Raw genomic sequence first — 17,926 nt, 5'->3', positions numbered from 1 at the left:
GCAGCGAGGTGGAACTACACCTGCGGCGCCTTCACCAGCTCCGGCTCCGTCGAATTATTCCGTGCAGCCCCGACCACAGCAACAGGCATTGCGAGCATCCCAGACTCAACTCCCCGTTCCCGCGGCAGCGGAGGGAAATTCAGCGCCCATTTTGAGACTGATCCCGAGCCTTGTTCTCGGCGTTGTGAGTGTGGCGTTGTCTCTGTATTTGTTCCTTTCAGCTACGTCTGCAGTTGAGTCTTCCTACATTGGTGTAGCGATGACAGCATGGGTGCTGGCGGGAATTGTCGGGATTGGCGTCCTCAGCCTCTACTTTGTCGCTGATGCGAAGGCGCGAGCTCGCGGCTTCTACTCCACGGCAGGGTGGCAGGAATTTCTCTACTGGGGCACTCTTGTGGCCTTGGGAGCTGGTGTGGCACTCTCCGCGATCCATATTGGTCTCTGGTTTGGCAAGCTCTAAGGCAACACAGGGGATCCAAGAGATGAAACTAAACACAATGTTCCGTGTCACCGCATTCGCCGCCACGCTATCTTTAGCAGTGTCTTCCGGAGCCTTAGGATTTAGCGTTTCCCAGGCGCAAGGCATCCAGCCCGGACTCGCTCGACTTGGTGCCTGCATTGCCGAACAAGAAGTACTTGATGTGGTGCTGCTCATGGATGAATCCGGCAGCCTCGCCTATGAGGTGAAGGATGGAGTTTCAAACAGGGGAAAGCCCGGAGCAGACCCCGACGCCAATCGTGTCGATGCTGCACAGCGCTTCATTGACGAGCTTGTCGCGCAACAGGAAGCAACGGGATTGAAATCCAATGTCAAGATCGTCGGTTTCGGTCAGGACTACAAGTCAAACGCGACTCATCCGGATGCGTACGGCGACTGGATTGCGCTCAACGCTTCGACAGCCAAAGATGCAAAGGACGAAATTTCGAAATTCGTCGACCGGACTGAGGAGGACTACACCAACTACTCCAATGCGCTCACTGGTGCTTACAACGACTTGACCCGCTCCGGTTCTGAACACCCTTGCCGCATGGTTGTGACTTTTACAGACGGCGAACTTACCTCAAATCCGGCACAGGAGCCGGTTGATCAAGTTAAACATGAGCTGTGTCGCCCGCGGGGCGTCACAGACCGTCTCCGTGGTGCTGGAATTACCAACGTGGGCATTGGCCTTTCGGCACCACACGTGCCCAGCAATTTTGCCCTGTTACGAGGCGTAACAGAAGGCGGCGGAGAAAACTGTGGCTCCGCCGAGCCCAACGGTGCCTTCTTTGAAGCGCAAAACGTTGGCGGCCTATTTGCATCCTTCCGCCGTGCGCTGTCAACCGGCAACGACGTTCAACAGAACACAACAGCAGATCAAGCGATGAGAGTCGTCCTCGATGACTCCATTACCAAGCTTCGTATGTCGGTGGTCGCGGAAGACAATCTTGGCCCAGACGCATTCGTCCTCTTGACTGCGCCTACGGGCGAGACGCTTGAGCTAAAACAGTCGGGTGAGCAGGGTTTGGGCGGAGCGGATGTGTCGTGGCAATCGACTTCCGCGCCGGCAGCTACAGCGGAGGTCACCATGACGCTGCGACAGGGATCCTCTTGGGAGGGGCCATGGACTGTTCAGTTCAGCGGCTACGACGAATCTAGGTCGCAGGGGAAGGTTTTTTCGCTTATCCAACTTCAACCTGGATTGAAAATCACCGTCTCGGGGTCTGATTCAACAGATGGTGGGCGCTTGGCGGTCACTGACGAACAAGACATCACTTTGAAGCTGAGTGACGGTTCTGGTGAGCAACGCGCCGTCTATGGAGAGGCGATCACCAATGTCTCCTTCCACCCCGAGGGCGGTCAGCCGCAAGTTCTCGCTGAAAACCTTGATATTTCTTCCGGATCGGCCACGATTCCGGCGACGGCTATCACTAATCTGCCTGTAGCGGGTCGCCTGGAAACGGTAACAACCATCACGACCAAGGGTGAGCCCGGAACGACACTCAGCCCGTTTACCAACTCCACCGAACTTTCCGTCTCATTGCAGAATTTGCCCCACGTTGCGAGCTCAGTCTCGTATTCGACGACTGAGGAAACTGCAACTGTCGCCTTGGAAGTCGCGGGCCCGGGGCGAGTGTGGATCAAGCCAGGCACGACGGTGCGTGCGGAGGATGCACCTGAAAGCAATGGGCAAATCGCTGTGTCCTCCGTTCACGACTCCGAGGACAATGCTCTCGTGCTCGACAGAGGGGAGAAGGCGACGCTGCAGATTCAGTTTGCAGTTGATGAACTTGCTGAAGGCATTGTCGATGGCTCATTTCCGGTGACCATCTCAGATGTGGACAAACAGGAGGTCCCTGTCGAGATCAACACTGCTGTTGACGCGACCTACTCGATTCCTGTAAATAAAGCGGCATTCGTTGGGGCAACGATCCTCGCGATGCTGTTAGGACTTCTCATTCCGCTCGGAATTCTTTATCTCGTGCGTTACTTCACCAACACGATCCCAGACGCAAAATTTGGTGCGATCACGCGCACGGTGGTACGCGAGGGAGCGGGGGTGTCCTACGATGGAGCGCCAAAGCTCAGCTATACCTCGAGCGAGGCATACCAGGGGCAGATCCACCCCTCGGCGCGGGCGTTCGCCGCCGCCGGCACTACATATCGGGTGCATGCTCTAAGCCTGAACCCCTTGGTTCCGGCCTCGATTATCGCTGATCGCGGGCCATCCGTTGGGCCATCCGGCGAGCATCGGAAACACCGCGCGAAGTTGCCTCTTGAACTTCGTAATTCCTGGACGCTCACGCGTAGCCCCCATAACTCGAACCAATACGAACTGACCATCTTTCCGGGGCTTCCCTTTGAGCAAACCGAGCAAGACAATCTCATGGCGGAAATAGCGAGAAATGTGCCATCTCGAATAGCAGATCTTGAGTCCATGGGTGGAACCGAAGACGAGATAGCCAAGGGGCCTTCTGGGCTGCAGCAGTTCCAGAAGCCGCCGCAAAGTGATCCGCCACGGTTCATGCCGCCGTCGGGGAGTCCTTCCCCCGACCGTTTCACACCTCCCCAACACTAAGTATCAATCAGCACAGGAGAAACTACCTATGTATAAGATTCTTGCCGTTGGCTGCGGCGGATCCGGTGCGAAGTCCCTTTCGTTCATGATGGACCAGCTCAAGACCACTCTCGCCGAAGACGCTCCTGAGTGGTTCGAGGCAAACGGGCGACGCCTTCCGGCGGCATGGCAATTTGTGCTTGTTGACGTCCCTACCCAGCCCGAGGAAGAAAAGGCAGTTCCCAACGTGCCGAACGCGGGTGGGCGATACATTTCGACTGGCTCCTCCGCTGGTTTTTCTCACATCGACAAGAGTGTGATGTCGCAGCTTGGCCGCAACGAAGCTTTGAGCGCCATTGCAACTTGGGCGTATCCGAATCCGGAAAATGTCACTGTCCCCGTGGACGCGGGGGCCGGTCAGTACCGTGGTGTGGGTCGTATGCTCATCTTGAGCAAGCTTCGTCAGGTGGCAGATCAACTGGAAGCAGCTCGGAACCGCATCAACAGCGCTGAGGCGGCTTCGGAACTTGATGCGATCCGCTCAGAAATGGGGCAGGGAAGCCCGAAGGGTGAGCAGGCTGCAGACCCTGTGACATTCGTTGTCTCGTCCATGGCTGGTGGCGCTGGCGCCTCTATGGCGCTTGATGTGTGCCGCCTCCTGAGCGGCTTAGGCCTGGGAAATTTCCAGGGGCGTTCCGCGTTATTTATGGTGACCCCAGATATTTTCAAGAAGGCTGGCGCTGCTGACGACTTCATCGGCACAAGCCCGAACACCCTCGCGCTTTTCGGCGAGTTGGCCGCCGCCCAGCTCGGCCAAGGTACTGCGGCAGACCGATTCCTGTACGAAGGGCTCGGTTATAACGCTAACCTGACTCCGATGCCGGTTTCGCGTGTCATGCCAGTCGGCATGTCCGCTGGAACCGAAGCCGTGCCGATTTCAGATGACGCGAATCCGTCGACGGTTTATCGCGCTTTGGGCCGGGGCCTGGCGGCGCTGACCACCGACACCGGCATGATGAATAACTTTGTGCAGTACCAGCTCGGTAACCCCGGCAGCACCCCATTCAACAAGGAGTACTACGGGTGGGGCGCCGACAACGCAGAAGCGGACGCGATCCCCTGGGGATCTTTTGGATACGCTCGTTTGGCAATGGGGCGCGACCGTTACGCCGAATACTCCGCCCAGCGACTGGCTTACTCCGCCGTGAAGCGTGTCGTCGAGGGATACAAAGACCCAAACAATCCCGGCTTAAGCGATGATGAGCAGCTCCGGGAGCGCCTCGACAAAACGTGGCTCTATGTGCAGAGGAGGCTTGGCGACGCCCTCCCGCTGCCGAATCCGAACACCATTGGCCAATGGCGGGGAGACGTTGATGTTTGGCTTCAGAATATCGGCGGACAAAAAGCCTGGGATTGGGCTCAGCAGTGTGTGAGTCAGATGCAGCAAGAAAACCGTATTCCCTCGCCTAACGGGCGTAGAGCGATGGACTGGATCACCGAAACTCGCAGCACGCTGGTAAGCACGTTTAACAATGAATTTATCCAGGCAGACCTAGGGGGACTTGAAGGGGGAAGCGGCGATCTTTATCGTTTTGTTCACTCGTGGGCGACAGGTGATCTCCAGCGCAGCGTTCTTGAAGTCCTTTCGGAGCAGATAGCCAATTTCGGTATTGCCTACGGCGCCGAGCTCTTAGCCGACATCCGTCGAAAGCTGGAAAACCCCATCACTCATCTTTCGCAGAATGCGGTGGCCACGACTCTTGTGATTCCTCAAGACATGGATGGGGCCCTGGCAACCTCCAAGTCGAAGTTGCATGGTGATGATCAGCGAGACAGACTTTATGACGATGTAAAAAAGCAACTTTTCACCATCGCGTTGGTGAAAATGGGCCGCTTGATCAGCGAAGTTCTTGCTGATTTTTCTCGAAATTTCCTCTCCACCGTCATGTCCAACTGCAAGGACGCCTACTCTGAGCTCAACCATGACCGTTCCAAGAGCAACGATCCTGACCTTGGCGTCGCTCAGACGAAGACAGACGTTCCCCGTCTGTGGCCCCAGGAGGAGACCGCCGATACGGTTCCGTCGCGTTTCAGCAACGCGGCTAATGAGGTTATGGTCACGAGCCCGAAGGAGTACCCGGAACGCTTCAAACACGACGTAATCGGCTCGACGCACAGCGACGAAGGCGGCAATCTCGATTACACCGCCGCGCTTGAAAAAGCGACGAAGGCAATCATCCACGGCGAGTGGAACGACGAATCCGACTCGGAAAAGGCTCCGAAAGATCTTCTCGTTCTCGTCGAACCGTGGCTGCCGAAGGTGTTGTCGTTCGTGCCTGATACTGGTGAGCTCGTTCCCGAAACGAGTGGACGAGTGGCCCTCAAGATTCGATCCGGCCAGATCTTGGATCGCGCCCGCCGGTATGTTCAGCGCAACGGCTACTCCTTTGAGCGTTTTATCAACCAGTCGCTGAAAAGCTTCCTGCTTGAGACGCAAACCGAGCAGGAACGCGAGGCGCACCGTGCCACCATCGCGGCGAAGTTTGAGCAAGCCATGACCAAGTCGTTGCCGCTGGCGCAAATCAACGAGGCTTTGCTAAAGGAGCTCTACCCCACACTTTCCGGCGTGAAATATAAGTTCAACTTCTCCTCGATTCCGTTTTTAGGAGACAAACCGCTGGCAGACCGACTCATCCACATTGAGCGAAATTACCCCAACGCTGACTACAGCGATGCTCAGCCGCTAAGTGGAAGCTTGGTTTCTGAGGGTGAGCAGCGAGCTATTGATATTTATGGGGCGTACCCGAACTACCTCCCCGTGGTTTTCGATTCCATCCTCCCCGATGCAGCGAAGGAATGGGATCGACTGACAATGAACAACGCGCGTCAGAGTTTCTGGCAGATGCGACGCGCCCGCCCGATTGGCGCGTCAATTCCTATGTCTAAATCGGAGCGCTTGGCCATGATACGTGGTTGGTATGTCGGCAGACTTGTTGGGTCAACCATTTTCCCAGGTGAGAAAGATCGCGCGGAGGCTACCGATCCAATCCACGTCTTTGACCCGAAGCAACAAAAGTGGGCGAAGTTCGATATGCCACTTCTCACCCCTCCTGCCAAAATGCGTTATTCGTTCGACTGGCTTCCAGCGATTCTAGAATCGGTGAGCATGGCGTGGGCGAAGGCGCCGGAGGCCCCGCAGTTGCATTCGCTAGATCCCTATCTTGCTCTCCGCCGTAACTGGGATACTCGTGACGAGCCTCAAGACGTTATTACAGCGACTCGGGGATACGATATCCTCCGCGCTTGGCTGTTCAATGGAGATCGAGTCGGCGCAGAGATGGCTTTGCCGCTGATGATCCCTGGCACGGATCCGTCCGTGACACCACAGGATCGCCTCGAAGCTTCTAAGAAGTGGCTGCAGGAAGAAAGCAAACGCTCTCTCATGCTTGTCTCCACCAAGCAGCTTCCCGGGCACTTCCCGCCGACGAGCACAAAGCGCACTATGGCAGATATCGCTGATCGGGAGACAGCAATGAAGGTGCCGCTTCTCATCGATATTTCATTGGATGTGCATCAGGCCTGTGAGGACATTATGAAGGCGCTCGACGAGGCACTAAAGGCTGGCCCTCCGATCGAGGAAGCTCAGGACTCCGGTGGTCTCTACGAGGCTTCGCAAGTTTCGAGTAAGCAGGCCGCTCAAACCGAGGCCGAAATCGACGATCTGTTCGGTTCCGGGTTCTAGCGGGCAGAGTAGAAGGAGAAGTTATAAATGGCCACAGACTTTCCCGTCATCGCAGGCCGCGGCCAGCTCGCCCGCATGATACGGCAGTGTCTTGAAGACTTGGCTGCGTTGAATTTTCTCCGAGAATTCGTCTGGATCGATTTGGACGCACTCGAATCGGGAATGAACCAAGTAGTTGTGGTTTCCCCGGGGCGCAGTGCACGCACTCAGCGACTTGAACAGGCGATGGGGCTGCGTAACGGTTCCCGAACTGCTCTCACTCTCCTTAATGTTTTTGGTCCGGATAGCCTTCTGAGTCCGGCGCAAGCGAACAAGGTTCGCACGGCGTTAATTAACGCAAATGCTGAACTTAGCGAGCACTCGAACAATTTGCTGTTCGCTACGGTCGGAGAGGCTTTTGACGGAGAGTTACCAACCTTCGATGGCTACCGAAACCTCATGGTTGCTCCTGAGGATGCGGCCTCTCCGGGCGACGCCACCACTATTTTTTACGATCCGCCTCAGGAATCGGGAGGGCTGTCCTTCTGGGTGTGGGCTGCAACTTCAGTGGCCAGCATTACCGGGCTGTGGGACGGATTTGAGGAGGCGCCTGTGGCCAAGTGGGAATCGAATCCGCGGGCTCGCCTTGTCCGGGCATATACCACGGTCATTTCCAGCGCTGCTTTCGAAAAGGCGCTCAGGGAACGGATTTTTCGCACCGACCCTGTCCCGGTCCCTACGGTTCGGGACAAAGATACTAAACAGTTCGTTACCGTCGCAACGGAGCACGAAAAGGGAAGCCTGGCTAAGGAAGCGTCGGAACATTTCATTCAGGATTACGCCCGAGAGACGCTCCTTTCCACGGAAGCTGAAGCGCGTGTTACTGAAACCCGTAATGAAACCTCCGGGCAGGCATCTCTCAGAGTGTTTAAGCGATGGGGAAAGAATATCCTCGTTCACCCGTTGACGGTTTTAGATGCCATGAAGTATTCCGCAGGTGAATCGCTGGACGCAACAATTCAATCAACTGTTTACGGGTATGACTCGACGACGACGGTCGGGCGTGTCACGCACTACGCGGAGGTAAATCGTGAGGTCGACCGTGGAAGCGCGTACACCTCGGAGACAATGGCTCGGGAGTTAGCACCTCTGTGGCAGCATTACAGGGGAATCGCTTGCACGCTTATCGACGCCTCCCCGTACCGCATCAGCGGAAGCGATGAACTATACGTTTATAACGGCACGTTGCAGGGGAAACGGCGCAATGATGTCGGTATTGTGAATTCACCCTCGGATGTAATTCCCGGTCCGCAGGAATACTTCGGGGCGTCTTTGTCTGAGCAAAATCGCGTGAGATTGTCTGACACCGACTTCGCCCCTTACGACGTCCGTGCGGCTAAAGAGTTCGAGGCTAGTCTTGACCAGACCTCGACGCATCAAGACGTACTCTCGGTGAAGCATGCGTTTGGTCGTTGGCGCAACAGATATGATGCCTCTTTTGCGAGCCAGGTGGGAGCTGGACTTGAGGGGCTGCGGCAAGAACAGGAACAGCGCCGGGCGGATTCTCAGGCGGAGCTTGAACGTCTCCGAGCTATGAAAATGCGAGAGCAAAAGAATAATGCCTTGTACAACTCCATGCGGTGGTTTGGATGGGTTTTGTTTTGGTCGCTGTTGATTGTTTCTCTTGCCTGGGGATTTGGCGCCTACCGTGAGACTGGTTGGTTGTGGGTGGAGAATCTAAGCGGTGCTCCTTCGCGGACTAGATGGTGGATGTTTGGCGCGTGGTTCGCTTTGTGGGTGATTACCTACTTGGTTCAAACGCTCGCTGAGTCGCTTTCAGGGATTCAGGTCGAGGAGGAGCGTTTCAAGTTGGATTCGCAGATCCGCACTGCACAGGCGAACCTTGAGGCAGCAGAGGCAGCTCTCGACCGGATTGAAGTTGGGTACCAGCAATTCCTATCTGTTTCCATGCTGTATGGAGCGTTGCTTGAACGCCCCTTTGGCACCCTTTCTCATAGAGAAAGCCATAGGCGAAATCCCACGAATCAGCTGCCAAAGTCGATTCGCTTCGCGGAGATCGATCCCTCAGATGAGACGACGGAGGAGCTGTCCAAGAAATACAGCAAGGATGTTTACAAAGACGGCTGGATGCAGCGACAGATTGAGACGCGATTGCGTGAGGCGACAGAACAGTTAAAAAACCACGCCTCTAAACCTGTCCACATTGATTACAACAATGTATTTGCTGGCGAAGGCAAAGATGCTCGTGGGCACTTGGACATTTTAGCTCGGTTCGTTTCTTCGCCCGAGTTCATGGCGCAAGACCGAAGCGAGAAGGTTTGGCAAGAAATCGTCAGGCAGATTATGTCGGACGATGAACAACGCCAACAGATTCAGCCGGTAAGTCAGATCCGAGAGGGCGGATTCTTCCACCAGGAAATTTTGTCGAAGGCCGATACTAATAAGCAGCTTCACGTTGTCGAGGACAGCCACCTTCTGGAAGCGACTGGTCTAGAGGGCAAGGGCCTTGGAGGTGGGTCGATCACGGTACATGTAGGACCGACTGGTGCGACTGCAGATGATTTCGCTTTCACGCGAACGAATCGTCCACAGCTCCAGCCAGACGCTGCAGATCCAACGCCAGACGTTGACAGGTTTTTTGGAGAGGGATTTTAGATGGATAAGAAGGATCTCTTTCGGATTTTCTACGACTGGAGCACTCAGGCGCGCAAGCAGGCTCCGGACACCGTGATTCCCACGCCCCAGGAACTAGCTCGTTACGCTTCGAACTCGGATTTAGACAGCAGCAGTGACTATAAAGCGCTCCAGTACTGGGCGCCCGTCCTCCGCCGACTTCGCAGCCTGGCCGAGTCGGGGTCAATCAACAGTGGTAAGGATTTGTCTCCAGACTTTTTTGACCCTTCCTCTAAACCTGAAGCATTTGAGGCTTCTCCGAAGCCGCGTTCCGAGTCGCGGCAGGGACATCAAACACCGAAGACTCCACCTCCCGTTGAGGGGATGAATACGAAAGCGAGGAGGAGCCAGCAGCACGGGCTGGGGAGCTATGGGTTCGAGGATTTCGCACCGATTGATGAGTTCTCGCTTGATGATTCTGAGCTTCCTTTGGGGCATGTTCGGCTACGGGAGACAGACAATGGGATTGCGTTGTCGTGGACTCTTCGATCTCAGTTGAAAGGTGCGCAGATTTTCCGCGTCTTCAGCAGTGATCAAGATGAGACTCCGCGCCTCGAAGAAGCAACCATGCATGTGGCGACTTCCGCGAGGGAGGCTGAAGACGAGCGAGTGTTGAAAACTGCGGCGCGTCACTACGAGGTGTGGATGAACTCCGGCGAAAACGAATCGGAGGCGCTCATCTCTCAACCTAGATTCGTTGGCCGCGCCACCTATGTTGCTCCGGTGGAGTTACCTAAGCTCGATTACCTTGATTCCTATATCAGCGCCCAGTGGCCGGAGCTTCCCGGCACGGATATGGTTCAGGTTTATTACACCACTGCCGTTGGAGAGCGTTTAGACACGTCAGCGAATGTTCTCAACGATGACCAAAGATACATCACGGGTTTTCGCTTTGAGCCTCCGTTGCGCGGTCACACTTATCGGATCGCCGCGAAACGCTTCGTCCAGGTGGGTGGAGAGCGCATTGGTTCGCGCCTATCCAATGAGCAAACAGTTGAAGTTGGTGCGAAGCTTTCTCAGTTAGATTTCTCGATTGAGGAGATCGACGATAGGACTCTACGGGTTCGCTGGGAGAGACCGGAGTCCGGCATCGTACGGATTTATCGGACTGAACACGAGCTAGATCCAGGGGCGCAAGACAAAGATTCTCTAGAAACGAAATTGCTGGCGAATTATGGGCTAGACAACAATGACTGGGTTAATCACCTAGATGTGGAGGAGAGGACGGAAACGCTGGTCATCCTGCCCGAGTTTTGGTACACGGTTCATATAACCATTGTGAATGTCGTTGGCGAGCACGCGCGCATTGGCAAAACGCACCCGGTACCTCGAGTTGGAGAGATTGGAAAAGCCAGGCTTGTCGAACGTGTAGAGGAACAGGCCTTGAGTTTCGGATGGCCACGGGAAGCCTCGTTTGTCCAAGTTTACGTCGGTCCGCCAGGAGGTCCCCATGAAACCAGCGCGGTGGGTCTTCGTCCTAATGACGTGATCTCGCATCAAAATTACCGTGCTCGGGGCGGGTTGAGCCTGGACTTAGACAGCGCTCAAGCTCTCTCGATTGCTGTGTATCCCACTCGGATTTACGCTGGAAAAGAAATCTCGGGCTCCCCAAAGATCATTAACTATCCAGGTTTGGAGAAGTACCGATACGACTTTAGATTGGAGAGCTTAGTTAACCCTGCAAACCCTGCTGTTCAGCCAATGCAGGAACTTGTCCTGACAGTTACGGCAGACCAGCCGGTGCACGATCCATCCCACTACTTTGTGTTGGTGCATCAAAAAGGGCGGATTCCTTTAGAACCTAACGACGGAGAAAAGATTCCGACGATCCAGGTAGGCCAGGACAAAGCAACCGGGTATCTCAACCCTGTTTCCTACACAGAGGAAGAACGCTGGTTGATTGATCAAAGTTTGTGGGGGAACTTTGAGTTCGGGAAGGATTTTCTCCGCCTTTTCCTAGTCGAGACATCTGGGGATGTTTCGGAAGCTATCCCGAAGGCGTTGATCGACCCGGAGCCATGGAAACTTTCACTTGCAGCGTTCAATCAACCAGAGCCGAGTTACGAACCGCCCCCTCAGGAATCGCAACAGCCGTACCCTCAGCCGATCCTTGATGAGGACTCGAAGCAAAGGAAAGGCATCTTTGGAAAGCTTTTCGGGAGGTGAGTGAGAGATGAGCGACATGCGGTGGTCCCACTTAACGTACTCCTCGTTTCTCAATGCATCTGGGGGCGGTTGGCAAATCGGTGAGCGCCTCCACACCCGGACCGGCGATGACGAGTTAGCCCGCGCGTACGCCTTCACCGCAGTCAGCGTCGACGCACCTGTGGATGATTTCGCCTCCAGCGAGGAAATCGCCAGACTGCCCCGCAGGTGCGAATACCATATCGATGGGGGAAAAGGTGTGTTTGTGCAGGCGCTGCCTGTTGGTAAGGACGCTACTCGGCGGCCGGGCAATGTCTTTAATCACATCGTCATCGATCACGAGCCAGCGGGCCCGGCGCAGAGCTATCCGATCCAGTGGTATCGTTCGCGAGATCTTATTGAGCCTTTTGGTCACCGGGCGGTGAATAAGGCGCGTCTTGACCAAAGCGTTGGTGAACCGAGGGCGAGTGAAATCGGCGATATATTTGCCGCGTGGATTGAAGTACGCGGCCTAGATGAGGATCGCATTGGGGCGCTTTACGCTTTGATGAACCTTCTGTCGGAATCTGCAGCAGCCTCAGCGGTGATTGCGACTGTATCTACAGATGAAGCGGCCGTCTGGATTACCGCTTTGTCGTCGACCCTTCCGAGAGACGTCGCCGCGCAGTTATTGCAGTTTTCGACCTTCTCCCGCGCATCTGATGTGGAAGCCGCGAATCCGACTATGCCGACAGTCTTCGCGATTCCGCTGCAGGACCTCTCAGCCCTTTCGGGAAGTGTACGCACCCGGGTGGTTAACCCGGCGGATTCAGCGACGTGGGCGGAGCCGAAGTGTGAGTGGGCGCAGTGCATCGCCGCTGCTATTGCTGCCGGCAAAGACGGTACGGAGCTTACTGGTCTCGCTTCTGCCCCACCCGAGTGGTTGGGAGACGAGCGTGAAGAATTACCGGTTTACAAGGGGACACCAACAATCCGAGAAAAGAAGGAATTCGAGAACATACTGAACAGTTCCAAGGATCCGCTTGAGGTTCTGTCTTTGGCTGACGCATGGCTGCAGGAGGGGACCTTAAATGCAGAGGAGCTGGAGCTTTTCGACGAATACTGGTTTTCGCGCGATGGGCGAGCTTCCCTTGCCCTAAGTAGCGTTCTTGATGTTGAGTGGGAACCTGAGCATCCAGCGATGGTGGAGAAGTGGGAGCAGCTTCGTCGAAAAGCGGCGTTGGCGAGCTTCTTGATTGGCACCGTTTGCAGTGGCATTAAGCTGCGGAGCAGAGAATACTGGTCGGGTGACTGGCCACTGCGTGATCTTGAGCCTTTTAGTCGCGAGGATCTGTGCGGAGATCTTCTTGCTGAGTGCGGGGTGGTTGACACGCAAGTCCAAAATGCACTCGAGTACGTGTGGTTGCAGTTGAATCACCCCCATCAGACCCGCCTCTTTGATCTTTTCGCTTGGATGCAGCACCTTAGCGACAATTTTGTAGTTGGTGATCGGTACAGCCAGCTTCGTGACATTGGGAGACGCTCGGGTAAGACTTTAGATCCAGATGGCGAAGCGAATGTACAGCGGGTGTGCAGTCTCGTCTCGAATAGCCAGCCTGCGGTACAAGCGGTTGCTAAAGGGTGGCTGGATAATGTGGAATCCGACTCTAAGCAAGGACCTGGAATAGACGTTAATCCTCGCGGCAGGCTTGCGGGAGGACGAACTTGGCCAGCCGCGGCTGAAGAAGACGCTCAATAGGAAGGTATCGCAAATGAGTACAACAATTAAGCTCGACGCTGGCGAGCGCCACTCTGTTGAAGCCGAGGGTCTGAGTATTCGCGTCGAGATCTCCATTAGTACGGGTGAGGCTATTACTCTTGTGCCCACTCCCCTGGCGCGGAGCAAGTACACACCGCGAAGCGGAATCCTCGTTCAACAAATTACGGGGGATACCGAGCTAATTATCAAACCGGCGAATCGCAGCGCTTTCGGATCCGAGGCCGTCGCTTATTCCTCGATTGAAGTAAGCAGCGAGGGCTTGCGGATTGAGGTCCCTTCGCTTTCCATTGGCGAACAGACGAGTGCATCTATCGCCACGCTGTTTCGCAGGGGTGGCACAGTTGATATTGCCGTCCCCCTTCGTTCAGGGCCAGAGAACCTTGATCGGGCTGCTGCGGCAGCGAGACGCACGGTCAGCACAATGTCGACGCCGTCTCAAACTGTTGAGACGAGTAAGAAACTTTCGATCCTTGTCATTGTGGACGAATCGGCAAGTTTTAGCACTCAACTGACCAGCGATTTGTCCAAGGCCATTACATCATTTGCAGGAGGTGTGCTTGGCGGCAACTCGGTATTTGAGGTCGACTTGGTGGGGACATCGAAGAGCTCAGTTGCTCGGCCGCTCACGACGCCTGAAAATGTCGCATCCGCATTAGAGGAGGCGAAGCGCTGCGCTGAAATTGGATGGACCCGTTCAGACGCCGAATTTCGCTCAGATGGGATCAGGGAAAAAGACGCGGTGGTTGTCATCAGTGACGACCTTCCCGGTGAATTGTTCTCCTTAAGCTGTCCTGTTCATGTTCTTAGTCCGCGGCCGTTGACCGCACCTGTAGGAGACAACGTGACCGTAACTGAATTTAGCGATGCTTTTGTCAACAGTGTGTGCAATGAGGAAAGTGACATAATCCGCGAAGCCAGTAGAGCGATGTTCGGTGCCCTCACTTCTGTGAACGAAATCCAAGGAGTCTGAGTCATGGCGATCCCAACCCGATGCCCCTACACCTTCAAGGAGATCGATCCAGCGGCGACGGTTTCTCCCTACGCGAAAGAGAAACCGCTTCCGGAGGGATGGCAGAATTCCGGGGTCATTACATTTGCTATGGCAGGTGCTCGAACTTCAGGAAAAAGCGTTTATATTGCATTAGTTGTCAAGCTGCTTGAGCATTTGAGCATTAACTATGGGGGTGTATTCGAACCCGCCAACGAAAGCACGCGTCAATCGTATAATGAAAACTATGGCGTCGTTCTTTTCGGCGATGAGAACGGGGAGCAGCGAGTTCTTAGCCCCACCAGTCCTGCTGATAGCCCGAGCGCATATCAATCGGTGCCGCTGATTTTCCGCCTTGGTCGGCATAAGTTAGAAACAGGCGAGGAACAAAACATCTTCGTCGTTTTCCGTGATGTTGCAGGAGAAGACTTAGAAGCCGATAATTTTGACGCCAACAAACACCACCTTGAGTTTTTCAAGCACGCCGATTGCGTGATCTATTTATATGATCCGCTGGCAGTCCCCGAGATTCGAAGTTTGCTCGCTGGTTCCGTCTCCATTAATTCGGTTTCAGAAGCGGAGCCGGTGGATGTGCTGAAAAACGTGGTCCGCGCCATTGGAGATGCACATCCTTCGATCGCCCTGACACTGTCAAAGTTTGACATCATGCAGAAGATCTCTGAATTGAAACTATCCTCCACCTCAGCTCTCAGCTCTAGCGACGGGGTGAACTGGAGCGTTGTGATGAAAAACCAAGGCGCCGCTTTCCGGCGGGCCGGGTCTGGAGCTAGCGAAGGCTACTCTGCAGCTGATTCTGCACTCGTGCACGAAGAAACTCGCTCCATGCTAATGAGTTTGGGAGCACGAGAGATGTTCAATGTCCTGAGACAGCCGGCGGCCACAGACTCTAGCCACGAGTTTCGCTGCTTCGTCGTCTCCTCGTTGGGAGCTTCTCCAGCGGGTGACACTATTGACGAAATTGGCATCGCACCCTTCCGGGTACTTGATCCGCTCCGGGCGCAATTCTACAGTCTTGGTCTGTTCGCGTAGGGCTTGCAGTTGAAGGAGAATAATCCCATGACTTCTGTACCAAATTTTGCTAACCCCAACGGTTCCATTACCGCTGCGGAAGCTGCCGCCGAGGAACAAGCCCGCGTTGAGCGTGCTGCACGTGCCAAACGTAACCGGCGGATGACCGTGGCCTTTGTCGTTAGTGTGGTGGTGGCGGTTGAAATAGTCGTTACTGCGACGATCGTGCTGTGGCACTATGCGCCATGGGTCGACCAAGCGGTCCACATGCTTAGTTAGTTTGTGGCTAGCTAACGCTACTCCCAGCGCTGCATTTCGCCAACAAGGGTGCGCGCTTCTTGGACCTCATCCGTGCTCAACGCAGACACCTGAGCCTGGAGTTCGAAGATCTGGTTCGATGTTGGCTCGTGGCCTTGTAGCGTGACAATGCCGTCTGAGTTTACGTTCATGATGAGGTTCACCACGGAGCCCTTTGGAAGGTTCGGCAGGTTGTCAAGCAAAGCGCCGCCCTCGGGCGAAATCTCCTTGTTGGCCTCCAGATCTGGCGATTCAACCTCGCCCAGCTGCTCAAAAATTTCAAACCGCAGGGATGTAGTGTCATCAGACAGGGTGTACGCTACCGTCGAAGCATCCTTAGGCAAGGGATCGTTTGCGTGGAGAAGGTGCGAAACATAGTGCTTCTGCAGCTCATTGTCGAAGAATTTCACACCCACTGATTTCGGCAGCACGTTAGTGATTGTCCGTGTTTTCTTTGCTCCGTTTGGCCCCGCAGCCGTGATAAAACCACCTTCGACAGCGCCGGACTCTTCTTCACCTACTTGGTTCGCGTAGTCCATCTTGCCTTGCCCATAAAGCGCTGCGCCTTTAGCAACAGCTAGGTCGTACTCGGTGGGGGTAAGTTCCCATCCATAGCGTTGCTGGAGAGCGGCGGGGATCATCGGCATCTTGGATGAGCCGCCCACGAGAATGAATTTTTCGATGTTGAGGTCCGGCCGTACCTTCTTGGCTTTCTCAATGGTGCGGTCAACCACGCGGAGAGTTTCCTCAACTTTGTCACGGGTGCGATCCTCGAACTCTTCACGGGTGACTTCGATCATTTGGGCCTGGTTTTGGTATTCGCACCGAATGTGTACCTTTTTGCGGCGCGACAGTGAGATCTTGGCCTGCTCAACGTTTGAGAGTAGGTCCTGGTAAAAGGCATCGTCGTTAGTAGGATCGTCGGAGATTCCGGTTTCAAGAACGAATTTGGCTGCGACGAGATCAAGAAGTTCGTTATCCCAATCAGCGCCTCCCAGCTGACGGTCGCCGTCAACAGCGAGCACTTCGACGCCGTCGTCGTTAAGTTCCATGACAGTGCAGTCCATCGTTCCGCCACCCAGGTCGTAGACAAAGATGGTTGTATTCTCGCCGGGTTTGAAGCCCGCAGAAAGTGCGGCGGCGACCGGCTCTGCGATGATGCCACGAACGTCTAGCCCTGCAATCTCTCCGGCATGCAAAGTGGCTTGTTTTTCGGCGGTGCCGAAGTAAGCGGGAACTGTAATCACAACAGCGTTGGATTCTTCGTCCTCGATCTCCTGGGCGGTTTCTACCAGGTGGCGCAAAATGAGTGCGGAGATAGATTCTGGGGTAAAGACTTTGCCGTGGAAGTCTAGGTTCAGCCGTTCGCCCATAGAACGCTTGATCAGGGAGACAGTGTCGTCAGGGTGCAGCTTTTGTACGTTCTTCGCTTCCTGTCCGACGATGAAGGTGGAGTCGTCTTCGAAATAAACCACTGAAGGAGTGGTTGGCTGTCCGTCCTCGTTTTCGATGATTTGAGGCGTACCGAATTCATCGACGTGGGCGATGGCTGAATAGGTTGTGCCGAGATCAATGCCGAAAACCTTGTCAGAACCGTTCGCGTCGCTCATCGATGAACTCCTTTGTAATGAAACACTTACAGATTCGAATCGTACCTGTGCACAATAACCCGAGCCGGTGAGACTGCCTTTTTGGAATTTGCGTAGATGAAGCCGGGTGCAACTTCTTCGGCAATGGTCTTGTCCGCTTCCGGATCGGACGTGGGGGTGGTGCCTGCAGCGTAGTGGAACCGCTTGTCAAAGGACGTGCCGGGTGCGGCTTGAAGGAGCTCAAAGCCAAACGCGGTGATTGCTTCGTCAAGCTGCTCGAGCGCAAGGTTAAAGTCCTCGTTGGGGTTGATCTGCCCAGCACGAGTGTAGTCCCGCACGGAGCCGTCGATTAGCGAACGGCGAAGGGAAACGAGCTTTTTAATTCCAGGGTTGAGCAGAAGTGCTACTTGGTCGCGACGCGCCTCTTGGAGCTCTTCTTGGAGGTAACGGTTTCGCTGGCTTTGTTCGTCGAGGCGCTTTTGAATTTTCTCGAGATTCTCATCCAGATTCCGCAGCAACGCCCGCGGAACAGATTCTGAAACGAGGTGTTCGACACCTTCACGGATATGGGAAAGGTGTTGTGTAACTTCAGCGGACAATTCTGCGCACTGTTGATCTTGGGATTCAGATGATTGCGTGTGCTCAGGTTGACCGCGCATTCTTTCC

General features: G+C 55.0%; 11 protein-coding genes. 9 read left to right on the top strand and 2 right to left on the bottom strand.

Going from position 1 to position 17,926, the window contains the following annotated elements; all coding sequences use genetic code 11:
* Window positions 1-184: 184 nt before the first annotated feature.
* Genes VLL26_RS08145 through VLL26_RS08105 form a run of 9 tightly spaced genes read left to right on the top strand, consistent with a single transcriptional unit; the run spans window position 185 to window position 15,653 of the window.
* Window positions 185-460, top strand: coding sequence for a hypothetical protein (locus VLL26_RS08145; RefSeq protein WP_342318602.1), 276 nt, complete (start codon window positions 185-187; stop codon window positions 458-460).
* Between the two features lie 22 nt (window positions 461-482).
* A complete protein-coding gene (locus VLL26_RS08140) occupies window positions 483-3,059 on the top strand; it encodes a vWA domain-containing protein (protein WP_342318601.1) in 2,577 nt (858 codons plus the stop codon).
* 28 nt (window positions 3,060-3,087) lie between these two features.
* Window positions 3,088-6,780: a tubulin-like doman-containing protein gene (locus tag VLL26_RS08135; RefSeq protein ID WP_342318600.1), complete on the top strand. Its 3,693-nt coding sequence runs from the start codon at window positions 3,088-3,090 to the stop codon at window positions 6,778-6,780.
* A 27-nt stretch (window positions 6,781-6,807) separates the two neighbouring features.
* Entirely contained in the window at window positions 6,808-9,435 is a 2,628-nt protein-coding gene (locus VLL26_RS08130) for a hypothetical protein (protein WP_342318599.1), read from the top strand.
* On the top strand, window positions 9,436-11,619 hold the full coding sequence (locus VLL26_RS08125; protein ID WP_342318598.1) for a hypothetical protein: 2,184 nt from the start codon (window positions 9,436-9,438) through the stop codon (window positions 11,617-11,619).
* Between the two features lie 7 nt (window positions 11,620-11,626).
* Complete coding sequence (locus tag VLL26_RS08120; protein ID WP_342318597.1) at window positions 11,627-13,336, top strand: hypothetical protein; 1,710 nt, start codon at window positions 11,627-11,629, stop codon at window positions 13,334-13,336.
* A 13-nt stretch (window positions 13,337-13,349) separates the two neighbouring features.
* On the top strand, window positions 13,350-14,327 hold the full coding sequence (locus tag VLL26_RS08115) for a hypothetical protein (protein ID WP_342318596.1): 978 nt from the start codon (window positions 13,350-13,352) through the stop codon (window positions 14,325-14,327).
* 3 nt (window positions 14,328-14,330) lie between these two features.
* Entirely contained in the window at window positions 14,331-15,395 is a 1,065-nt protein-coding gene (locus VLL26_RS08110; RefSeq protein ID WP_342318595.1) for a TRAFAC clade GTPase domain-containing protein, read from the top strand.
* A 27-nt stretch (window positions 15,396-15,422) separates the two neighbouring features.
* Entirely contained in the window at window positions 15,423-15,653 is a 231-nt protein-coding gene (locus VLL26_RS08105) for a hypothetical protein (RefSeq protein WP_342318594.1), read from the top strand.
* A gap of 17 nt (window positions 15,654-15,670) precedes the next feature.
* On the opposite strand, the gene VLL26_RS08100 is transcribed toward VLL26_RS08105, so the two are convergent.
* Together VLL26_RS08100 and grpE are read right to left on the bottom strand one after the other, a co-directional pair.
* The gene (locus VLL26_RS08100; RefSeq protein ID WP_342318593.1) at window positions 15,671-17,281 is read right to left on the bottom strand and encodes an Hsp70 family protein; all 1,611 of its coding nucleotides are present in this window, start codon (window positions 17,279-17,281) and stop codon (window positions 15,671-15,673) included.
* Between the two features lie 26 nt (window positions 17,282-17,307).
* Window positions 17,308-17,919, bottom strand: coding sequence for a nucleotide exchange factor GrpE (grpE, locus tag VLL26_RS08095; RefSeq protein WP_342320184.1), 612 nt, complete (start codon window positions 17,917-17,919; stop codon window positions 17,308-17,310).
* Window positions 17,920-17,926 lie beyond the last annotated feature (7 nt).

Origin of the sequence: Corynebacterium sp. BD556 (genome assembly GCF_038452275.1) — a bacterium.
Taxonomy (GTDB): domain Bacteria; phylum Actinomycetota; class Actinomycetes; order Mycobacteriales; family Mycobacteriaceae; genus Corynebacterium; species Corynebacterium mayonis.
This window is presented reverse-complemented; position numbering and strand designations above follow the sequence as displayed.